At 41.3% G+C, this 21,523-nt stretch carries 14 protein-coding genes, 1 tRNA gene and 1 pseudogene; 8 read left to right on the top strand and 8 right to left on the bottom strand.

The window, feature by feature from the left end; genetic code table 11:
• Positions 1 to 124: 124 nt before the first annotated feature.
• Positions 125 to 1,828 carry a GLUG motif-containing protein gene (locus RBI_RS12890; protein ID WP_041337487.1) on the bottom strand — a complete coding sequence of 568 codons (1,704 nt, stop codon included), beginning with the start codon at positions 1,826 to 1,828 and terminating at the stop codon, positions 125 to 127.
• A gap of 225 nt (positions 1,829 to 2,053) precedes the next feature.
• Here RBI_RS12890 and RBI_RS12885 point away from each other — a divergent pair, with 225 nt between their 5' ends.
• From RBI_RS12885 to RBI_RS12875, 3 genes are all read left to right on the top strand, one after another.
• A complete protein-coding gene (locus tag RBI_RS12885; RefSeq protein WP_022286578.1) occupies positions 2,054 to 2,767 on the top strand; it encodes a LytR/AlgR family response regulator transcription factor in 714 nt (237 codons plus the stop codon).
• Positions 2,767 to 4,089 (top strand): sensor histidine kinase, encoded by a 1,323-nt coding sequence (locus tag RBI_RS12880; RefSeq protein ID WP_041337486.1) that lies wholly within the window; start codon positions 2,767 to 2,769, stop codon positions 4,087 to 4,089. Before RBI_RS12885 ends, RBI_RS12880 begins: the two co-directional genes overlap by 1 nt.
• Positions 4,090 to 4,300: 211 nt before the next feature.
• Positions 4,301 to 5,398: a glycerol dehydrogenase gene (locus tag RBI_RS12875; protein WP_337795182.1), complete on the top strand. Its 1,098-nt coding sequence runs from the start codon at positions 4,301 to 4,303 to the stop codon at positions 5,396 to 5,398.
• Positions 5,399 to 5,558: 160 nt separating this feature from the next.
• Here the strand turns inward: RBI_RS12875 and RBI_RS12870 are convergent, their stop codons facing one another.
• Complete coding sequence (locus RBI_RS12870; protein WP_148303625.1) at positions 5,559 to 6,329, bottom strand: hypothetical protein; 771 nt, start codon at positions 6,327 to 6,329, stop codon at positions 5,559 to 5,561.
• Between the two features lie 1,277 nt (positions 6,330 to 7,606).
• Here RBI_RS12870 and RBI_RS12865 point away from each other — a divergent pair.
• The gene (locus RBI_RS12865) at positions 7,607 to 7,795 is read left to right on the top strand and encodes a hypothetical protein (protein WP_041337485.1); all 189 of its coding nucleotides are present in this window, start codon (positions 7,607 to 7,609) and stop codon (positions 7,793 to 7,795) included.
• 22 nt (positions 7,796 to 7,817) lie between these two features.
• On the opposite strand, the gene RBI_RS14655 is transcribed toward RBI_RS12865, so the two are convergent.
• The gene (locus RBI_RS14655; RefSeq protein ID WP_242843700.1) at positions 7,818 to 7,946 is read right to left on the bottom strand and encodes a LysM peptidoglycan-binding domain-containing protein; all 129 of its coding nucleotides are present in this window, start codon (positions 7,944 to 7,946) and stop codon (positions 7,818 to 7,820) included.
• A gap of 68 nt (positions 7,947 to 8,014) precedes the next feature.
• Between RBI_RS14655 and RBI_RS12860 the strand changes: the two are divergent.
• A pseudogene (locus tag RBI_RS12860) lies at positions 8,015 to 8,278 on the top strand (IS66 family transposase); the annotation flags it as partial.
• A 209-nt stretch (positions 8,279 to 8,487) separates the two neighbouring features.
• Here RBI_RS12860 and RBI_RS12855 read toward each other — a convergent pair.
• Genes RBI_RS12855 through RBI_RS12845 form a run of 3 tightly spaced genes read right to left on the bottom strand, consistent with a single transcriptional unit; the run spans position 8,488 to position 12,315 of the window.
• On the bottom strand, positions 8,488 to 9,711 hold the full coding sequence (locus RBI_RS12855; RefSeq protein ID WP_041337484.1) for a hypothetical protein: 1,224 nt from the start codon (positions 9,709 to 9,711) through the stop codon (positions 8,488 to 8,490).
• 19 nt (positions 9,712 to 9,730) lie between these two features.
• Positions 9,731 to 11,284 carry a hypothetical protein gene (locus RBI_RS12850; RefSeq protein ID WP_041337483.1) on the bottom strand — a complete coding sequence of 518 codons (1,554 nt, stop codon included), beginning with the start codon at positions 11,282 to 11,284 and terminating at the stop codon, positions 9,731 to 9,733.
• 56 nt (positions 11,285 to 11,340) lie between these two features.
• Entirely contained in the window at positions 11,341 to 12,315 is a 975-nt protein-coding gene (locus RBI_RS12845; protein ID WP_041337482.1) for a helix-turn-helix transcriptional regulator, read from the bottom strand.
• Between the two features lie 335 nt (positions 12,316 to 12,650).
• Between RBI_RS12845 and RBI_RS12840 the strand changes: the two genes are divergently transcribed.
• On the top strand, positions 12,651 to 12,962 hold the full coding sequence (locus RBI_RS12840) for a helix-turn-helix domain-containing protein (RefSeq protein ID WP_041337760.1): 312 nt from the start codon (positions 12,651 to 12,653) through the stop codon (positions 12,960 to 12,962).
• An 84-nt stretch (positions 12,963 to 13,046) separates the two neighbouring features.
• Here the strand turns inward: RBI_RS12840 and RBI_RS14320 are convergent, their stop codons facing one another.
• Positions 13,047 to 16,994, bottom strand: coding sequence for a fibronectin type III domain-containing protein (locus RBI_RS14320; RefSeq protein ID WP_051706935.1), 3,948 nt, complete (start codon positions 16,992 to 16,994; stop codon positions 13,047 to 13,049).
• Positions 16,995 to 17,219: 225 nt separating this feature from the next.
• On the opposite strand from RBI_RS14320, the gene RBI_RS12830 reads away from it, so the two are divergent.
• Both RBI_RS12830 and RBI_RS12825 read left to right on the top strand, forming a co-directional pair.
• Positions 17,220 to 17,296, top strand: a tRNA-Pro gene (locus RBI_RS12830).
• 577 nt (positions 17,297 to 17,873) lie between these two features.
• Complete coding sequence (locus tag RBI_RS12825) at positions 17,874 to 18,221, top strand: hypothetical protein (RefSeq protein WP_041337481.1); 348 nt, start codon at positions 17,874 to 17,876, stop codon at positions 18,219 to 18,221.
• Between the two features lie 51 nt (positions 18,222 to 18,272).
• On the opposite strand, the gene cas13d is transcribed toward RBI_RS12825, so the two are convergent.
• Complete coding sequence (gene cas13d / locus RBI_RS12820) at positions 18,273 to 21,029, bottom strand: type VI-D CRISPR-associated RNA-guided ribonuclease Cas13d (RefSeq protein ID WP_041337480.1); 2,757 nt, start codon at positions 21,027 to 21,029, stop codon at positions 18,273 to 18,275.
• Positions 21,030 to 21,523: the final 494 nt, after the last annotated feature.

Below are 21,523 nucleotides of genomic sequence, written 5' to 3'. Positions count from 1 at the left end.
AACCCACACACTTGTCAACAAGTTTGACACAAACGGTCAAAAATCTGCACAAATGGTATTCGTTTAAACAAATAATGTATGAAAGTCCCACTTAATTGCTTTATATATCTATTTAATGGATATATTACTTTTTCTTCTTAGCCATTACCACAGCCGCACCGCTCAGAAGTGCAAGAGCGAACGCTCCGCCAGCAACGCCTGTTGACGGGTTTGTATTTGAAGCGTTTGAAGCCGCCTTTGAGCTGCTGTCTGCCTTGCTGTCGGCTGATGAACTGTCAGGCTGTGAAGAAGCAGGTGCTTTCTTTACAAGGTTTGCCACAGCGTCATTTATAGCCTTTGCCATAGCGTCCACGTCAGCCTGCTCTGTGATGTTCTTTGTTCTGTCGATAGCGGCAAGAGCCTTTTCAACTTCTGAGAAGTCCTCATAATCGTCTTTGTTGAGAGCCTTTGCGGCTTTCTCTGCCTTGTCAAGCTCTGTATAGTCTGCTGACTTGTAAACAAGTTCAAAAGCCTGTGTATGTGTTGCGATATCTGCTGAAATAGTTATTTCCTTGCTGAGAGGCTCGCAATCGTCAGCAGTTACATCTACAGTGTAAGTGCCTGCTGTAAGCATTGCAGTATTGCTTGTTATCTCTTTTCCGTCTACCTTTATTACAACATTTTTCAGGTCAGCAGGTGTTACTTCAAAATCAACTGCATATTCCTTAGTTGGCAGGACAGGTGTTTTTCCCTCAACATACTGATACTTTGCACCGCCAGCTGTCAACTCGTCATAAAATTCTTTTGTTGTCATATAGTCATATGATTTAGCCTTGCCTGCTTCTTTATTTGAACCGCAAGCTTCAACATCTTCTGTTTCTGTGAAATAGTTGTTTTTAAAGTCAGTTGTAGACGAGGAATCCTTCCCCACTATTCCGCCGAAACGTGTATATGGCTTTTTGGCTGAGTACTGTGAAAGGTCAATTTCTCCTGCAAAATAGCAATCACTTACAGAACCGCCGGCTACTGAACCAACAATACCGCCTACATCTGTGGTTCCGTTGCCAACCGGCGTGAGTTTTCCTGTAACATAGCTGTTTATGACCTTGGAATCGCCATACAAACGTCCTACGATACCGCCGGCGTCTGGTGCAGCATATACCATATCGCCTGTGCTTGAACAATAGCGGACTTCCGTTCCATTCTGTGCATATCCAACTATACCGCCCACATAAAGACTTCCGCTGTCGCCTGAGATAGTTATGTCTGCTGTGTTCTCACAATACTCAAAAGTTGTGGCGTCTGCCTGACCTACCATGCCCATTAAGCCATAAACATATTTGCCGTTATTGTTGAAAGATACGTTTGACACACAATCAGTAATAGTACAATCACCTGCAAATCCTGCAATAGTGCCATAAAAAGTATAGTCGTTATCAGTATTTGTCACATCCAGATTTCCCTCTATAGTCAGACCTGATACCTCTGCTTCCTCAATATCGCCAAAGAAACCGACCAACACGTCTTTGCCATAGATAGGTGTAAAGTCAATATTTGATATCGTATGACCGTTTCCGTAAAATTTACCGCTGAAATAATTCTGAAGTTCACCCTTTGCGTTAAAAACATTTCCAATAGGTGTCCAATCAATGCCCGTTAAGTCAAGATCCTTATCGAGAACTACAACAGCGTCTGTCTTGCCGTTAAAATCGCCATCGTTTACTGCTTTTGAAAATGCCAACAGGTCGTCAACAGTTTTTATTACCGTCTTATTATCGTCTGCAAATGCCGTTGTCGGCACAAACAAAAGACAGCCCGTCACCAAAAGACTTAAAATTTTCTTTTTCATTCTAATTCCTCCATAATATTTTTCGTTGCTGATATTTCTTTTTTACTCAGAACATAATTTTACACGATTATTTTAACACAGACTACACACTTTGTCAATAAATTTAGCACAAACGGTCAAAAATCTGCACAAGCGGTAACAAAATAAATGAATAATGCTTGAATTTTGCTTTGATGTGTGTTATTATATATTAAGAAATCATGTATAAGAAAGGATTTTTACAGTATGAGAGTGGCATTGGTAGACGATAATAAAAACGACCTTGCACTTCTTCATGAATATATTTCCGAACAAACCGCTCACAGCTGTCAGATAGATACGTTTTCAAGCGGAGAAAGCTTTTTATCATGTTGGCAGATGGGAGCTTATGATCTGGTGGTGCTTGATATATTCATGGGGAAAATGACAGGGATAGAGGTCGCAGAAAAGCTTCGTGAAACAGACAAAAACGTGCATATCGCATTCGGCACTTCAAGCAACGAGTTTGCAAGCGAAAGCTACGACCTCAACGCCTGCTACTATCTTTGTAAGCCCTTTCAGGCTGACAAAGTAAAAGCAATGCTCGACCGGATCGGTTCTGATGAAATTGATCGTATGCGTTCAGTTAAGCTTCCCGACGGTCAGAACGTGATACTCAGAAATGTTATCTACATAGACTGTGCGTCACATATCGTGACAATCCATTGCACAGACGGTGAAAGCATAGTTTCAAGAAATTCTTTCGCTGAGATCGAGAGCATTTTTTGCAGTCATTCATACTTTTACACCTCCACCAAAGGCGTCATCGTGAATTTCTATGAGATAGCCCAGCAAAAAAGCGACCTTTTCATAATGAGCGACGGCACACATATCCCCATAAGCCGCCGAAAATCCAGAGAAACATTAGACGCCTTCGCTCAGTTTCGCTTCAGTGATCTGCGAAAAGGCGGTGAGCAGTAATGCCTCCTTTATACCGCCTTGTGGAAGTGGGCATATATTCCCTTCTGAATTTTCTGCCACTTATGGTGCTTGCCCTTTATCCCTTCCGGCATAGGCTTCGCTTTTCCAAAACAGCTACTGTGGGACTTGTTGTGGCTCTTTCACTGGTGCAGATCTTCTTAGGCTGGCAGGCGGCATTTTTCAGCACAAATGCAGGTCTGCTAAGTGCAGTCAGCACCCTGCTCTATGCGGCTTTTTACTTTTTCGCTGTGAAGGTCAAGGTGGGCAAAACAGGCTTCACACTGCTTTTGCTTTCAAATAACGCAAGCTTTATCGTCATTACCTCAAAATGTCTGGAGGGCATTCTGTTCCCGTCACTTGCCTATGAGTCATACCGCTGGTCGTTTTCCCTTTGTATGCTTATGACAGAAGCCGTGGTATGGGGACCGCTTTTTATCTACATGAAAAAGGTCTACACACCTGCGGTGGAAAGAGAGCCGTCAGGTCTGGAGTGGCGCTATCTTTGGCTTATCCCATTTACGTTCTATATAATATGGTACTATACGCTCTACGGCAACTCTACGAAAAGCAGCTTAGAGCTTGCTCTGGAGCCAAAGAACACCATAGCTCTGTTCTTTATAAACGCAGGAGCGTTTCTGGTGTATTACATCGTGGCACGGCTGGTCATCGAACAGCAGAAAAATCTGCGGCTTCAGGAAAATAACCACCTGCTTGAAATGCAGAACCTGCAATATGACTATTTGCAGGATAAGATAAAAGAAACAAGACGCTATAAGCATGATGTCAGACACCATATCGCTCTTATGCAGGAGCTTCTGAAAAAGGGCGAATACGATAAGCTTTCGGAATATCTCAATTCTTTCAGGGATTCTATGCCCGATATATCAGAACGCATTTACTGCAAAAACACATCTGTAAGCGCACTTCTTGCATATTTTGCTCAAATAGCAGAAAGCAGCGGCATTGAATACAAGGTGAGCGCTGACATCCCAGATGATATAAAAATAGACATAACCGACCTCTCTGTGCTTTTCGGAAATCTTATCGAAAACGCCATTCACGGCTGCGTGTCTGACAGTGCAAAGAATAAAAAAATAATAATCAGAGCAAAGGCTGACAGCTATTCCCTTTGCCTGGCGGTGGACAACACCTTCACCGGAACTATCCTCACCGACCCAGAAGGCGGTTTCCTTTCCTCAAAACGCAAAGGCAAAGGGATCGGCACAGAGTCTGTCAAGAACATTGCCGCCAAATACAATGGCGTAGCTAAATTTGAATACGGTGACGGAATGTTTTACGCTTCCGTAATGCTGAACATATGAAAAAAGGCGGAAAGCTCGCAAAGAGCCTCCGCTTTTTCTGTTTTATCGTCCTCCAAGCTTTACATTTTCAAATGTTGCCACAACAAATAATTCACATATCATTTATAAAATGTTTCTTGTATCTTTTGTGCAAAATGCTATAATCTAATTGAAAATACGGAGAGAATTCCGTATAAAGTTAATAAATCAAACAAATCGGAGGTAATTCATTATGATGGGAAGACTCAGAGCAATGCGTGAGCCGCTCAAATATGTTCAGGGCAGAGATGCTACACTTAAGTTTCATGAAGAAATGGGCTATATGGGCAAAAGGTGGCTGTTTGTATGTTCAAACAGTGGCTACAAAGCCTGTCATGACAAGATAGAGAAAAGCTTTGGCGAGCTTGACGATTACAGACGCTATGAAGTATTTGGTGGTATATCAAGCAAGGGCGAGATAGCCAAAATGGAAGAGATAGTAAAGGCTGACAACATCGACACAGTAGTTGCAGTTGGCGGCGGAAGCGCAGTTGATACTGCAAAAGCTACAGCATACTACACAGGCAAGCACATTGTTATCGTGCCTACAGTTGCTGCAACAGATGCGCCATGTACAGGTCTGTCAGTAATATACAATGATGACCACAGCTTTGACAAATATCTTTTCTATCCTACCAATCCAGACGCAGTAATGGTAGACACAACAGTTATCGCAAACGCACCTGTAAAGTTCCTTATTGCAGGCATGGGCGATGCACTTGGTACATATTTTGAGGGCAGAGCTTCCATAAGAACAGAGTCTGCAAGCCTTGAAGGCACAGGCATCACAAGAGCAGGACAGGCACTTGCAAGACTTTGCTATGACACGCTGAAAACATACGGCAAGCAGGCAGTTGAGGCTTGCAAGGTACACGCAGTTACACCTGCCCTTGAAGCTATCTGCGAGGCTAACGTATATCTTTCAGGTGTTGGAGCAGATAACGTAAACTGTGCGGCTGCACACTCGTTCTACAATGGCGTAACATCATTGGGAATCAAGCACGCAGACCACGGCTGTTGTGTAGCCCTTGGTACACTGGTTCAGCTTGTACTTGAGGGTGCGCCAAAGGAAGAGTTTGAAGAGGTACAGAACTTCTGCCTTGAAGTGGGACTTCCTGTCACACTCGAGGAGATCGGTGTAACTACACCTGAGCAGGTAGAAGCTATCGCAAAGAACGCTTGTATCCCAGGCGAAACTATCCACAATCTTGCAGGCGACGTACAGCCTATCGAACTTTATGACGCTATCATGCAGGCAGACGCAATGGGCAAGATAGCGCTGGGAAAATAAAGAATAGTGTATATTTAAAATGATATTGCCACCCACGACTGATTTGGCTGTGGGTGGTTTTTTGTGCGAAAAAACAGAGAAACCCGATCAATGGGTTTCTCTGCATCTTTTAGCTGTATTAAATCACAATATCTTAGTAAAGTATATCTTCCTGCGAAGCTCAGTTATCTGCAACGTCCATAAGCTCAACAGCAATATCGTCAGACCCGGTATCATCTGCATCAGCCTGAATATCGTCCGGCTTATCGTCCTCTATGAAAGCTCCTGTAAAATCAATACAAACATTCTCGCTTTTACCAAAACGAGCCATTGTCAGCAGATCGGTGACAGTCGAGCGTGTGACATGAGCGCCTGTGAAATCCATCACCACATTTGCAGAATTATCCTCGCTGTTTTTGCTGTTGATCTCATCACGAAGCTGGTCAAAATTCGTATCCTCAAGGTCTGCATAAGCTGAAAACTCTTTTGGCGCATAAAGCGTTGCAACAGCGTGCATAGCAATGAATACAAACCTGAAATCTTCGCAATCAAAGGTGCTGAAAGGTATCTCAAAAAGCCTCAGCATACCCTCGTCGGTCTTTTTGCATAAAACAGGCTTATATCTGTTCTGAGCCAGATCGTAGGTGTATCTGTCTTCGTAAGCTTCATCGGTTAAGCTGCCGTCTGGCATAGGCACAATCTCAAAACGAGAAGTTTCATTGCACGTATTGCAATAGCCTCCGACTATCACAAATCTGAAAACATAGTCGGTATTTTTCTCAAGCTTTTTGTCACAGCATATCTGCGTCCAGTCCCAATTCCAGTTTCCAATAGAATAGGCAATAACGTTTTCGCCGTCCTTATCGGTCACAAAATATTTAGCTATGACATTGTTTTCGCAGGACTTATCTGCCTTAAAATCTCTAGGATCAAAATCTATTACTTTACTCATATTATTTACCTCCGTAACATCCACGGTCGGCTTATGAGTATCCAATATTCTTATAGTACATTTTTCACAGTCGCTTGCATACTCTGCCCGACCGTTCTTAACAAGCCCCTTAGCCCTTTTGGGATAAGTAGCTCCGATTCGTTTTCCGTTTATGTCTGTAACAATAACGTTTTTTTCTATGGGTATCTCCCCCTTGCACAGCAATATTAAATTAGTGCCTGCATTATACAGGCTTGCGTTTAGCTCCGACGCTGTTATTTTCTATGGGTGTCGTCCCCAGTCTTTGCTTAGGATAAGTTTAACAGACGTCCAGCCTTTTGTCAAGACTATCTGCACCTTTTCGACATTACATACAATTGCGATCTTGCGGGCTTAGCACATATGCACAAGGGACATGAGTACATAAAATGCCCGTCACGGCGAGCATCAAACCCCTCCCAGCGTATCATACCTATGGGCGGGGGCGAAAAAATCCGCTACCATAAATGATAGCGGATTGGGTGCAGGGGCACGCCCCCTACTTTATAAAGTTTACAAACAAACTTATTGAGCGGGACTGAAGTTTGATAACAAAAAAAGCCATGACGGACAATGCCCGTCACGGCGAGTGACTGGCGGAGATGGAGAGATTAAATATACCACTTCACTCCACTTTTTATTGCTTTATAAAATTGCTTGTAAACCACGCATTTACATCATTTAAGCCGTTTCATTTGTTCCGCATTTCACAAGCATATATTTACAATTCAGCTTTATCGTGTATAATTCGTGTACGCAAAAACAGCCGCCTCAGATCACCCTGATACGGCTGAACTACTATCTGATATACTTTCTCCGACCGCAACGTATCTTCTGTACTGTAACTTTCATGTTTTTACCTCCGAATATTTAATCACTTTTTTCTGAAAAATACGATTATGGCGGCTATAAGAATAACTATCTCAGCCACATTAAGAATAATGCTTATGATCTTCATTTGACATTTCTCCTTTTGTGTGATATAATATCCGCAGCGAAGAGCCTTTCGGCTCTCTTGCGGAATGCTGTTAGTCTGTAAGCTTGTCGATAAGCTTCAGTAAACTTTCAGCGAGTTCTAAAATTGCTTTGATAATGAGTAGCTTTGCGAGGGCTTCATTATCTAAGCGGCGGCTCTTTTGAGCCGCTTTTTCTTTTTCTTACCCATTGGTTTCACTCCTTTCGTTCTTTGATGATATTATTATAGCATACTTGCGTAAGTGCTTCAAGTATGCTATAATATAGAATAAGGAGGTGCAACTATGAGTGGTAAAACATCAACAGCCAGTAAAAGACTATATAATGAAAAGGCATATGACAGAATAAGTTTAGTTGTCAAGAAAGGCAGGAGAGAAGAACTAAAAGCCTATGCAGAAAGTAAGGGCATGAGTATCAACGGGTACATTAACAAGTTAATAGATGAAGATATGAAAACAGCCGACAAGGAATAACCCTTGTCGGCTGTCTTACTACCTACTTGATTTTAATTTTCTGTCCTGCGTAAATGATGTTCGGATTCTTGATACCATTGTCCTTGACAAGCTTCACAACAGTAGTCTTGCAGCGTTGAGCTATAGCCGAGAGCGTGTCCCCACACTTCACAGTGTAAGTCACCACCTTCTTGACGGAGCTTGCAGAGGGCTTTGCGGATACCGCCCAGTCAGTGAAATGTCAATGAGAAAAAATATCTTTACACATTTCTAGAAAACGGAGATGTTCCCATAGACAACGACAGGGCAGAAAATGCGATAATGCCGTTTGCCATCGGCAGAAAAAACTGGCTTTTCAGCAACACAGCCAACGGAGCCAAAGCAAGTTCCGCACTATATTCACTTATTTCAACGGCTCAGACGAATGGACTTGACGCAGAGAAATATCTGACGGAGCTGTTTTCAAAGCCAGCGGGAACGATATTATTGCCTTGGGCTGAATAAAGCTGAGATCAAATACAATATGATCAGGTATGTATACAAAAATTTTAAATTCAAAGACAATGAATGAATATGACCCTGCAGGGACGGTGATTCCTTGCAGGGTCTGATTTTTTTGGGGGGGATGGTGCGGAGGATTTGACGGTTACTATACAGGATGGGTGGTTATGGAAAACAAAGTGTTTAAAATAAGTAAGTAATATAGTTTATGATCAAATAAAGAAATGAACAATTGACAAAAGCAATGATGTTCCAGCAACTATGTATGAAATAATAGTTGCTTTTTTATCACTTTTGGTTGCTGTCAGGTCTTCGACTAGTTTCATAAGCTTTTTGTTTTCATCTGTAAGTTTATTTATGGCTTTATCCTGGGATTTATCTCTTTCCATAATTACGTCTAATGATTCCTGATGTTCCAAAAGCTTGCTGTCTTGTTCTTCATCTTTCTGCTTTCTTTCCTCTAAGAGTCTATCGTGTTCACGATCCTTTTCTGCCTGTTCGGATAGCCATTTGTCCTGTTCTTCGTCTTTCTGTTTTCTTTCCGCCAAGAGATTGTCATGTTCACGATCTTTTTTAGCCTGCTCAGAAAGCCATTTGTCCTGTTCTTCGTCTTTTTGTTTTCTTTCCGCCAAGAGTCTGTCATGTTCAAGGTCTTTTTCAGCCTGCTCAGAAAGCCATTTGTCCTGTTCTTCGTCTTTTTGTTTTCTTTCCGCCAAGAGTCTGTCATGTTCAAGGTCTTTTTCAGCCTGCTCAGAAAGCCATTTGTCCTGCTCCTCGTCTTTCTGTTTTCTTTCAGCTAAAAGACGATCATGTTCAAGATCTTTTTTAGTGTGTTTAGATAGCGTCAGGTCTTGTTCTTTGTCTTTTTGCGCCATTTTTGCAAGGACTTCATCGTGATGTTCCGCTTTCTTTTGATGTTCTGATATCGTTTTATCCTGTGATTTTAACGTTTCAGACATTTGCTTTTGCTTATTCATCATATCTTCCTGAGCTTTCAACTGGGATATAACGCTCAGAACTTCTTTTCTTGCCAAGTCGGAAAGCTCCCCCTCTGAAGCACCTCTCAGCTTTAACTCCAATTCACGAACAACTGTCCTGTTGGCAGCTATATTACTTACGCCAAGTGCAAACAGATACTTGGTTATCTCGCTTAGCTTCTTCTGATATTCAAAAGAAAGTTGTTGTGCCTCAACGACCTGTACTTGTGATTCTGCAAGATCAACAGAAGCTTCCTGCAAAGATTCAATAGCTTCTTTTTTGTGTCCCAAACCTGCTGATTTGCCATAAGCCCTGTCAGCAGAAGTTTTTGCAGTCTGAGCCATTTTAACAGACTTCTTCACCTTATCTTCCAAACCTTGTATATCACGCCATTGATCTGTAATGATGTTTGGAAGTTCAGATTGATTGACCTTAAAAATTTCAAGTTCATTACTCATATGTAACACTCCTTTTTTATTATCCCCACTTCAAGATGTCATAAATATCATCTGTAAGTCCTGGGTTATTCTTTTCAGCTTCTGGTATAAGTTTATCTAATTTTTTCATATCTTCTGAAATTTGTTGTATACTTTCTTGATAGCGTTCTACAGACACGATCATTACCTGATATGCTTCTTCGATACTCTTTCCTGCATCCTCGGCTGCTATCCACATATTTGCTTCACAATAATATACCTTGGCATTTAGTAATCTAATACTTGTTGTATAGAGCTGCATACGCTCATTCCTAAGTTTATTTCGTTTTATGCCCATACCGATATCCGTGCCAGCGGCAATAGCAAATCTGCCCACACCTACAAAATTCACTTTGAGAATAAACTCTTTTGCAAAAACTGCTGCATTACCGCCTGACTTTGCCGCTGATCTTATTGCAGCGTCAATTAAATCAAAAGCCATAAACGTTCCAGTTGAGATTGTAAGCATACGCACTATAGTGCGATTTTTGAATGGTAAAGTTGCTTTCCAATCAACTCGTGACATTTCATCAAATGACCTGATATCCTTTGATTTTATTTCATTGCATAATCTTCTTATAAAATAAAAACCACGAACAATGCATTCGTTTATAATCACTGGAACAGCTTGCCTTTTTAATTCATTGGCAACGCCTATTTCAGTCCTCAGATCAAATTTTACAGCTTCTATTATTTTCCCGTTTTCATCTTTTTTTGCAAGCAATGTTCCGTTAAAGAGTTTAGATATCCAAACAGAAAACTTCTTATATCCATTATCATCAAGTTTACGGAATATTGGAAGTGCCGATATTTCCTTTAAAAATGAAACTAAAGGACCGGGCAAACCAGTTCCGGTATTACCTTTGCTGATCGAAGAAGATGAGCCAGCCATATCGCTTATCATATGAAAAAACCAGTTGATCAATCCAAATGTAATTTTCTCAGGCAAATTCTTACCGATCAAGATCAGGTCTGCTTGAGACACTTCAACCACTTTAAAGTGTCCGGCTACGTCTGTGCCATATAATTTATGTGTAAACTGAGTAAGCATAGAGAAAAATAAACCTATAAGTGTTGGGTGATGTGAGAAATCTCGTAAATGGTGCTGTAAACCTCCGCCGAAATCATTTGTAGCTTTATCGGCAACGATGGCATAATTCTTTTCAAGATATTTTACTGCACCATTAAGATCATCACCTGTATAACCCGCTTTTTGTGCAATTTTAATCACAAAGTTATTTACTTTATTATCACCATATTCATTTGCACGATCTAATGAAAAATCTCCAACCCATATAGAATCAATTGCTCCTGCTAATATTCCGCTTACAACTGCCACAATATAATCCATTCCGTCAGCGTGATTAGTAAGCCTATCTATTTCGGAATTAAGAGCTTCGATTTTTTTATTTGTGATGTTTAGACAATTATCTATATCTTTTATCGCAGCGTCGATGTCATAGCCGCTCTGCTTAATGTCAGTTTCACTTACGGCCGGTATGACTTCAAATTCAACGGCAAGTCCCTCATTTTCTAATTTCAATATTTCACTCATATTATACATCCTAACCTGATCTTTGTATTTAATAGTTAATTATTACCGCTGTAAAATCATTTCTCCTCATACCTTTCCCCCATCGCCCTGATCTCTGCCAGCATATCCTCCACCAGCGGTTTTGGCTCAAAGACTTTTACCCACGAGCCTTGGGAGAGCAGGTACATTATTATCCCCCTGCCGTAGTTGACCTCGGCAGTGATAACGCTCTTTGTGCCGTTCTGCTCAATGACTTTTGCGGTGGGCAGCCTGTCAAGAACAGCCTGCAAAGACAGCCCCGAAAACTCAAAGGTTATCCGCACGTTGTCCCCTGGAAACATAAACTGATTTTTCTCACGCAGGTCGCCCTCGTCAAAGCTGTGCTCACGATCAAGCTGGAAATTCTCCCTGTGCTCAACAATATTTTTTATCCTGTCAATGCGGAAATACCTCGCCTTGTACTGGGTATCATCTGCCGCATATGCGATAAGATAAAAATAATATTCGCTGAACATTATCGCCGCAGGCTTCAGCTTCCTAACAACTTCGCTCCTGTCCATTTTCAGATATGTTACCGAAATGACCTTCTTACCATCAATGCACTGCACAAGACGCCAAAGATTGTTTATCACGCTGTCGCAGTCAGAGCGTACCTCGTGATAATGATATATCTCCCTGCGGATCACCTCATCAAGAAGCTTTCGGTCATTGGCAGTGGTAAACTTTCTCAGCTTAGATACAATGAATATCATATCTTCTTTGCTGAAACAACGTGCCCCGAGTATCACTTTTACCAAGGCAAAAAGCTCCTGATTTTTCAGAAACTCGTCGCTTTTAAGTATGTAAGCCCTGTCCTTGTGCGAATATGTGACCTCGGCATTTTGCATAAGCTCCCTGTATTCCGCAAGAAAATCGTTTATCCTTGCAATGTCACGACTGACGCTTTTGGATGATATCCCATACTCCTCCGCAATAAGCTTGTTAGAAACGACCTCGCCGTGCAAAAGCCGATAAAATATTTCAAGTACTCTGTCTAAACGTTCATTTTCCATTTTATTACCCCTCTTTCTTACAATTATACCACATTTGATTTTGAATTTGTTAAGCTGGCTGCTTAGTATAACGTTTTCGAAGAATATTTTTTTATTTTAACCAAAAATGTCAAATTATTGGTGCGGCAGATCATCGTATTTTGTCGTTTTATCTTGCTTTCAGTATAGCATAATTGCCAGACAAAGGTATGTCCGTTTAAAATTAGTTTACTTTTACATTATAACCCTTTCTAGCGGTATATGTCAAGAAATAATACTAATATAAGCGGTAATATCGTCACATTATATATATTATAATAGGTATAGTGATACAAATCGACGGAGGGAGAATGAAAATGACGGAAAAGGATATCAGCAACAGAATTACGCAGCTTAGATTGCAAAAAAATGTGTCCGAATACAAGATGAGCCTTGCACTCGGTCACAGTAAGGGATATATCCAAAGCATATCGTCAGGACGGACGATGCCGTCCCTTGGTGAATTTCTTGCCATTTGCGAGTATCTTGAAGTCACTCCGAAGCAGTTTTTCGACGATGGCAGCAAAAATCCTGCACTAACGCAGAAAATAGTTGAGAGCGTATCGAAACTTTCGGAAAAAGACCAACGATTGGTGCTTGAAGTTTCTGAAAGACTAGGAAAAGAATAATTTTTGATGCCTCGAACTGCAATATCAAAGTAAAAATAAAACAGCGTACCGCAGTCCCCTGCGATACGCTGTTCTCATATAAAATTACTTCTTAGTAGTCACACTCTTTGAAGCCGACCAAGCGCCATAATACTTAGTACCCTTTACAGTTGTATACGAACGAACACGAACGTAATATTTCTTTTTGCCTGAAAGCTTTGAAATAGTGGTCTTGTCGGTCTTGTTGTTTGTTATGGTAACTTTCTTTGCACTTGTGAACTTTGAGTTGGTAGCGTACTGTATCTCGTATCCGGTAGCCGAACCTTTCTGCGCCCAATCCACAAAGAATGCCTTGCTCTTAGCAGTGAGCTTCTGTATCTCCTGCTTGGCAGGATTTATCTTGAACGTCTTTGTGATAGTGCCTGCGTAAGAGCCTTTTCCTGTGACTTTTACAGTGGCAGTACCTATATTCTTGTTGCTTAAGTAGGAAACTGTGTAGTCAGTGCCTTTTTTCAGCGTTTTGCCATTGTATTTAACAGTAAAGCTCTGAGTGATATTCTTGCCCGTATATGACTTGTTTGAAATGCCTGAAATGGTGGCTTTCTTGAAGTTATTTTTGATATTGTAGGTCTTAGAAACTGAGCCTGTGTAATTGCCCTTGCCTGTGATTTTTACAGTAGCTGTTCCGACCTTGGTGTTGTTTGAATAGGAAACTGTGTAATCTGTACCATTCTTCAAAGTTTTTCCGTTTAGCTTGACCGTTACACCAGGCTTCTTTGCCTTGCCGTCATATGCGTAGGTCGAAGTGGAAAGTGTCACGCTTGCCTTTGAAATGCTAATTCTTGAAAGTGCAGGGATCTCAGCCGTTTCAAGAACTTTCTTGCAGACTGTACATTCCTTGTGTTTTGAGCCTTTAACTCCGATAGAAGCCGCCTTGTCAACTATCCAACCGCTTGACTTGTGACCTGTGGCATATATCACTGTCTGAACCTTGATAACAGTATTGCAAACTGAGCAATGTGAGCCGTCTGTTTTGCCTGCGGTGGTGCAAGTAGCAGGGTAGCCCTTGTCGGTAACTGCAGTGTGACCCTTTGCAGGAAGCTTTTCTGTAACTGTCACATTGCACTTTGTGCAAGTCTTTATTTTTGTACCCTCTGATGTGCAGGTCGGCTGTTTTGTTACAACAGAATTTCCGTAGCTGTGACCTGTTGCATTAGTTGTGCTGTCCTTGTATGAAGTACCGCAAACTGAACACTTGTGGAGTGTATAGCCGTTAGTAGTGCAAGTAGGTGCAACAACTGTGTCAGCATATTTGTGTGAAGCCTTTGGTATAGTTTCTGTAACTGTCGCATTGCACTTTGTGCAAGTCTTTATAGCAGTACCCTCTGATGTGCAGGTCGGCTGTTTTGTTACAACAGAATTTCCGTAGCTGTGACCTGTTGCATTTGTTGTGCTATCCTTGTATGAAGTACCGCAAACAGAACACTTGTGGAGAGTGTAGCCGTCAGTAGTGCAAGTAGGTGCAACAACTGTGTCAGCATATTTGTGTGAAGTCTTTGGTATAGTTTCTGTAACTGTCGCATTGCACTTTGTGCAAGTCTTTATAGCAGTACCCTCTGATGTGCAGGTCGGTTGTTTTGTTACAACAGAATTTCCGTAGCTGTGACCTGTTGCATTAGTTGTGCTGTCCTTGTATGAAGTACCGCAAACTGAACACTTGTGGAGTGTATAGCCGTTAGTAGTGCAAGTAGGTGCAACAACTGTGTCAGCATATTTGTGTGAAGCCTTTGGTATAGTTTCTGTAACTGTCGCATTGCACTTTGTGCAAGTCTTTATAGCAGTACCCTCTGATGTGCAGGTCGGCTGTTTTGTTACAACAGAATTTCCGTAGCTGTGACCTGTTGCATTTGTTGTGCTATCCTTGTATGAAGTACCGCAAACAGAACACTTGTGGAGAGTGTAGCCGTCAGTAGTGCAAGTAGGTGCAACAACTGTGTCAGCATATTTGTGTGAAGTCTTTGGTATAGTTTCTGTAACTGTCGCATTGCACTTTGTGCAAGTCTTTATAGCAGTACCCTCTGATGTGCAGGTCGGTTGTTTTGTTACAACAGAATTTCCGTAGCTGTGACCTGTTGCTTTTGTTGTGTTGTCCTTGTATGAAGTACCGCAAGCTGAACACTTGTGGAGAGTGTAGCCGTCAGTAGTGCAAGTAGGTGCAACAACTGTGTTAGCATATTTGTGTGAAGTCTTTGGTATAGTTTCTGTAACTGTCGCATTGCACTTTGTGCAAGTCTTTGTTTTTGTACCCTCTGATGTGCAGGTCGGCTGTTTTGTAATAACAGCATTGCCATATGTGTGGCTCGTGCATCCGCAGGTGAATTTGTATGTCTTTGCTACAGACGGATTGTATGTAGGATAAATTTTTACAGTGAGTGAACCGCCGTTTTTGAATGTGATACGTCTGATATCATTAGCATAGTTTTCAAGCTTATTTACACTTACCATACTGCGATCAGAAAATTCAACTGTGTAGTCTGTATCGTCATAAAGCCAGAAATCAATGCTGTCGCCCACACTGAACTGAGTTTTGCTCAATACGCTTGAAAAGGACGTATTCGAAAGGTCTGTGCGCCAATAAACAGTGGTAGAGGTCGGAACTGTGAACTTATTCACATAACCGCAAGACTTGCAGGTCTGTGTTACAGTGCCGTCAGTTTTTGATGCGTACTTTGTTTCGTAGTCATGACCTGTTTTGACGTCAACCGTCTTTATATCGTCAAGATTTGAAAGGTTCAGGGAGTTGAAGGTAACGTTATTTTTATCGTAAACATACCAAACTGCTCTGCCGTTTTTGATAACAGGCTGGCAATCTGAAAGGCTTCCCTCAAAGGTGTGTATACTGCCGTTTACTGTGCCGTCAGCGTTTAGCTTCACACAGCTTACCTTTGTATCTCTGCTCCACAATAGCAAAAAGCTGTTATTATTTATCTTCACAAGCTGTGGAGCAGAAGCTGAGTCTGTACCCTCTGCATAAGAAGTTATCTTATTGAGCTTGTTTGTGGAAAGGTCCTTTGAAACAGCGGAAACGTAGACGTTTCGTGTTTCTGACGTATTGATATAATCAAGGTCAACTGTACTCTGTGCCACGATATAGCTTGATGATGACACATCAAAGCCGCCTATAGCCGCACCTGTATAGTTATAGTGACCGGCGGTATATTCAGGGTATGTTACAACGTCGATATTGCTGACCTGTTCAAAATAACTTGGGAAAAATTTGCCTGTAGTAAAATCAGAATTATACTTCACCAGAACGGCAGAACGTGGATGAGCGTCACCATGGTCGAGGGCGACTATATGGTTGCCGTCGGTTTTTATAAACTGATTGAAGGAGTGGCTCACATAGCCATAATCAACGTTCATGATGCCGGTATACGAATCAGTGATAGTCATTGAAGGCATATCCACTTCAATGGTAACATTAGACTGATGATTATTGCCGTCGCTTGATTTATACATTTCGTGGCAGGTTCTCACAAGCAGGTGGTCACCGCTATGGGTCATTCTTGCCGAGCCTGCATCGAATGGAACTGTAGTGTTAGCTCCATACAGACCGCAGGACTTTATTTTGTTCCAATTCTTATCATACTTCGTTATACGGAAAACCTCGAGGGAGTCGTTTTGTTTCGGATTTTCCTGACCGCTAAGTACATAATAATTATTGCCGGAGTCATAGAAAGCACCAAAGATCGGCAGTTCATTGTCGATAAGCTTAGTGCTGAGCGGTTCAAAATCAGAGCTGTAATATTCCACAAGGAGTTTGCCCTCGATAGCGCCTGACTGGACACGCATATAATTGCCGTTGTCGCACACTGTCAGGTAAGATTTCACTGTGTCAGACCATTGCACATAGTCCTGATCATTCACATTAGAGCCTGAATACGCAACACATTGCGCCACGGCAAAGGCACTGAACGATCCAGCAGACACAGCAGTAGAAACAGCCATTGCGCCAGACAGGACAATGCTCAACATTCTTTTCTTCATATTCATCAATTTCATCACCTCATACAAAAACTTTTAAACGAGAACACCTTTATATATATAATATCACAACGCAAGGCATATGTCAATGAAAATAAGTTACAATGAGAATGATTTCAATAAATTCGTCATACACCAAAGGTCAACGCAGTAAAAAAAGCAAAGAGGATACAAAACAGAAAAAAACGCCTTGACAAGGTTTGATGGGTGTGATACAATATTACAGTGGTATTTCGAGGTGTGGCTCAGTTTGGTAGAGCGCTGCGTTCGGGACGCAGAGGCCGTGGGTTCAAGTCCCGTCACCTCGACCAGTCACTCGCCGTGACGGGCATTGTCCGTCATGGCTTTTTTATTATCAGAACTTAACGCCGCAGGGGGAGTTTTTGTATTACCTAAACAAGTAGGGTTATGCTTTGAGAAACCGAAAAGCGTAACCTTTTTATTTTGGTCGAAACGCAGGCTTGAACCCACTGTTCAACGTCCCGTCACCTCGACCAGTCACTCGCCGTGACGGGCATTGTCCGTCATGGCTTTTTTATTATCAGAACTTAACGCCGCAGGGGAAGTTTTTGTATTAACTAAACAAGTAGGGTTATGCTTTGAGGAACAGAAAAGCGTAACTCTTTTTTGTATGCTCCACATAGCAAAAGTGCCTTATGACTAGCATTAAGGCACTTTATCGATTCAATCTTTCCCCAACCTCTCCGAAATCTCCAGCACAAGCTTCTGATCATTCTCAGAAAGTTTCGATACGCTGTCCACGATCTTCTGTGTGAGAGCAGGATTTTTGCTGCCATCGTCGAAAAACTGCTGATGATAAAGATATAGAGCAGATAAAACGAACCATGCTTGAACGTGTCGAAAGTATCGAGCCTAGAATAAGAGATTATGCAGAAGAATGGCATATCAACATATTCAAACAAAAAGATCTCCGTTGGAGATATAAGAAAAACTCAGCTTATCACTACATATGGTGTTGGCGCTATAGTTGACTTTAAGAACGATACTGTTGTTATCGCTTCTACAGACGATTGGGACTATTCCCCTAATGACGCTGGTGAGGTAGAAAATCGAAAAATATTCAGCTTTTTAAGGAGCTTCATCAGCTTTATGCTGCTAAGCGTTTGTAGATATCCGCATCACATTGCATACAGCGCTCTGATTTTCACTTGTCCTACTTCTTCTTTCCAAAAAACAAATCAAACAGAATATCCACCACGTCTTTTACAAGAATGAATATCACCGCCACCTCCTGTCCCCCAAGAGAGCGGCGGTATCTACACCACGCTACTTTTCAGTAAGATATTCATTTCTGTCAAACAACTGCTCAATTGAAAGATTTTTAAACCTCGGAATGTTGTATCCAAACGGCGAGTTGAGAGCCTTTACAAAGTCTTTCGTATAGCCGTGATTTTTTAAAAGATCGTCCTCATACTTTATTTTCTCTTCTTGCTTTGTGTCATTTTCCCTTTTCGTGATACAGCGCTGCATAACATAATGATAAATGGAGAAGTAAGAATCCACTGTACAAATATCTCCTATGTATTCTTTCAGTTCACGAACTACAGTAAGATGAGCAATACAGTTGCGGTATTTTCTTGTCATGCTGCTGTCTGCATTATTGATATCAACTTCAACGCACTTGCGCAGCCGCTCGTTCTTTTTCAAGAACAAATTCGGCGACTTATCACAAAGTTCACAAAGCGTCTGTGAAAGTATCCTGTAGTCATTTTTCAAGTTCTTTGAAGCCAACTCAGGAATTATCTCCTTATACAGCCCAAAATCACGTTCAAGGCAGTGTATCGCAATAACATACCTTGCATTGACATTCACAAGATTTTTCACCAGCAGATACATGACCGTAAGATAAAGCCCGATAACAGCCTTTGCCCTCTCCTTAGCCACGTTTTCTCTGCCCTTTGCCTGCTGTTTCACATTTTTGAAATCATCAAAGCTGATGTTCTTTATCATTCTCGCAAGCTCACTGCGCTTTACTCCCAAAGAACTGTTCATGTCAGGAAATTCCACACAACTCTTGTAATAACGCTCTATCTGCGTGTCAGGGATACCCCCAAGAACAAACATGACAACTTTCTCATTCTTAGCCACTTCTCTTATCTTCTGAGCGTTCGCATACTTGATAAGGTATACAAACCGAGAGGACTCGATAACATTGTTTGTTATGAAATTTCTCAGGCCATGTATGCCCTTGCCTTTTTCTTTAAGTTTTAGAATCTCGCTTATCCTATCGTCCGTGATCTTGTCGTCTATACCGAGTATAGTCAGTGCGTCACGGAACATCGTAAGCTTCGCCGAAGCCGCAGGCTTTCTCATGGAAGCAATGTTCTTTACGATAAAAAGCTCGTTGGTTATCCTCTGGCTGTCATTGAACAGCTTGTAGCCCGCCGTAAGTTCACACTCAACATCAACAGCAGAGCTTTTCATTATCTTCAAAAACTCCTTGATGTTATCAAACTTGCTGATAAGCGTTGTAAGAAGGTCGTTTATCTCCTTGCCGTCAAGAAAATATGTGAGCATATATATCATTTTGGAGAAATACAAAAGGTCAGACGCATTCTTCTTTTCGCTGTCAAGAATTTTCTCATCAAAATCCATGTCAGCCTTGCCAAGCTCCTTGATAACGTCACCGTTCATGTGGTCGGCGATATTTTCAAAATCATTCCTGAATTTGCCCCAAAGCTTTGCCGCTTCATCAGCATATATCCCCTCTTTTTCATCATCGGTCATTGAAAAACGCAGTTTGCGCACAAGAGATTCGCCTGCGGCAATGTCATTTCTGTAGTAGTTGCAGAAAAGCAGAAAATCCATAAGCTTGTACATCTTTGAGCGCACAGAGTCATATTGCTTGTCCTTAAATCTGAAGCCGTATTCGTCCAGCATTTTCTCACGAAGCTTTTTGATAGAAAAACCGAGATTTTTCTGAGATTTAAGCACAATGAAATCGTAATAAAGGCGTATGATATCATCAGCCTCATAGCCTTTCATCATATCAATAAGCAAGCTGATATTGACCTTGTTGCCCTGGATAAAGCCCTTATTTATAGAATCAAATCTCTCATCTACAAGATAGTCAAGGGTTTCTCTGTATTCGGGATCAATATTGTTAATAAAACTGTAAAGGTCAAATCTTTTTGCACCCGATTTATCATGAAAAACACACTGTCTTATCTGCCCCACAATTGCAAGCATATGATAAACACGCTTTTTGTATGCTTCCGAAGCTCTTGTATCCTTTGTCTTTGGCTCTTCAAGGCCGAAATAGCCAAGACGCTTAGTTTTCAGCAGGGCATTGAATTTGCTAAGACTTTTTCTGATATTCTCTTTCTTATCGTCGGATAAAGTGCTGCCATTAGGATTAGTAAAAACTTTATAAGTGTTAAATGTGGAAAGATACCCCATGAAATCGTAATTGCTCTCATCGCCTTCCCCAAGCATATTGTTCAGTGCATAAACGATATTCGTCACATACACTGCAAGTATCTTTTCGATATCCAGAATGTTGTAAATAAGCTGGATATGTATATTATCATCAAAATTCTTGCCGAAAAAGCGCTTTTCAAGCTCCGATTTAAGCCCCAGCATATCCCCTCTTACAGACGAGCTTTCACCGCTTCTGTGAGTAGGGTTTGAAGTGTTTATCTCCACACCGCTCTCAAAGCCACGTCTGCTCGAAAAAGTGATGTTTACTTTGCCTACATCACAGAGCTCGATATTACTGTTGTCCTTTGAGGAAAGCTGAGTTTTGTTGTAGTCATTATTATCCACCTCATATTCAAGCACCGCAGAATTGCCCTTGCCGAAAGAGGTTATGTACATTTTATTTTCACTGACAAGAATAGACTTCATTCCTGCCGCCTTTACGGAGGATTTTTTCTTCTCTGCCGCAGGTGCAGCAGCCTCTGCAGCAGGCATGGCAGCGATTGCAGGAACAGCGTTATTATTTATCTCAGCCGCTTTGAGCTGTCTGGCTTTTTTCTGAGCCTCACGCAGCTCTCTAGGCTTCATTTTATTCTTTTTTGCCATAAATATCACTCCTTATATTAGTTATCCCTTAGCGCATTGAGCGTTAAGGGATTTTTTATTTGTTATTTTTGATGTTAGACTTTGCCAGTTGGTGCAAATTCGCACCAATGTAGTAGAGTTCCTGACACGCCTAACACAGGTGTTTCGTTTTAGACTAGTGCAAATTCGCACTAGTGTAGTAGCAGTCTTGATAAAACTAAATCTATTAATGAGTTTTAGACTAGTGCAAATTCGCACCAGTGTAGTAGGGAAAAATTTATGAAAGTAACACAGATAGCATTTTAGACTAGTGCAAATTCGCACCAGTATAGTAGCTAGAGCTAACAGAGAAGCTATTGCACTAGTGTAGTAGGTCAAAGTTGACAAAATAATCAATGATATTCTGTAATAAAACACCAAACTTATTTTATCGACGCTTTAATGTATATATTATACCATTTTCAGACACAAATGTCAATAGAAAGTGGCTGTTTTACATAAAGCATTTTCATCAC

The sequence above is a fragment of the Ruminococcus bicirculans (ex Wegman et al. 2014) genome, assembly GCF_000723465.1.
Classification (GTDB): Bacteria; Bacillota; Clostridia; order Oscillospirales; family Ruminococcaceae; genus Hominimerdicola; species Hominimerdicola aceti.
This window is presented reverse-complemented; position numbering and strand designations above follow the sequence as displayed.